Here is a 695-nt window from a genome sequence, read left to right as displayed (position 1 = left end):
CGTGGATCCATTGGCTTAGGGATGATGTAGTCGCTACCAAATTCTAGCTTCTCAACACCTGCAGCTTTTAGTACCGATTCAGGCACAGGCTCTTTTGCCAATGCACGAATTGCGTCAACTGCTGCCAGCTTCATGTCGTCATTGATTTCACTCGCACGTACATCTAACGCACCACGGAAAATGAAAGGGAAACACAACACGTTGTTCACTTGGTTTGGATAATCACTGCGACCAGTACCCATAATTAAGTCATCACGCACTGCGTGTGCTAGCTCAGGTTTGATTTCAGGATCTGGGTTCGAACAAGCAAATACAACTGGCTTGTCAGCCATGAGTTTCAACGCTTCTGGTGGCAATAGATTTGGACCAGATACACCTAGGAATAGGTCTGCACCTTCAATCACATCTTCTAGTGTGCGCTTATCTGTATTGTTTGCGAACAGTTGCTTGTACTCATTCAGATCATCACGACGAGTATGGATCACCCCTTTGCGATCCAGCATGTAGATCTTCTCGCGCATTGCGCCACACTTGATAAGCAGCTCCATACACGCAACGGCTGCAGCACCAGCACCAAGACAAACAATCGTTGAATCTTCAAGCTTCTTACCCTGCAGCTCGATAGCATTGAGCATACCTGCAGCTGTCACGATAGCCGTACCATGTTGATCATCGTGGAATACTGGTACGTCACA

General features: G+C 47.2%; 1 protein-coding gene. It reads right to left on the bottom strand.

Annotated features, from left to right (window positions below):
• On the bottom strand, positions 1-695 hold a 695-nt coding region (locus R7040_RS26725; protein WP_318097623.1), incomplete at both ends, for a malic enzyme-like NAD(P)-binding protein.

It is taken from the genome of Vibrio sp. 1069, assembly GCF_033340555.1.
Note: the sequence above shows the minus strand (reverse complement) of the source record. Positions and strands in the feature narration are given on the sequence as shown.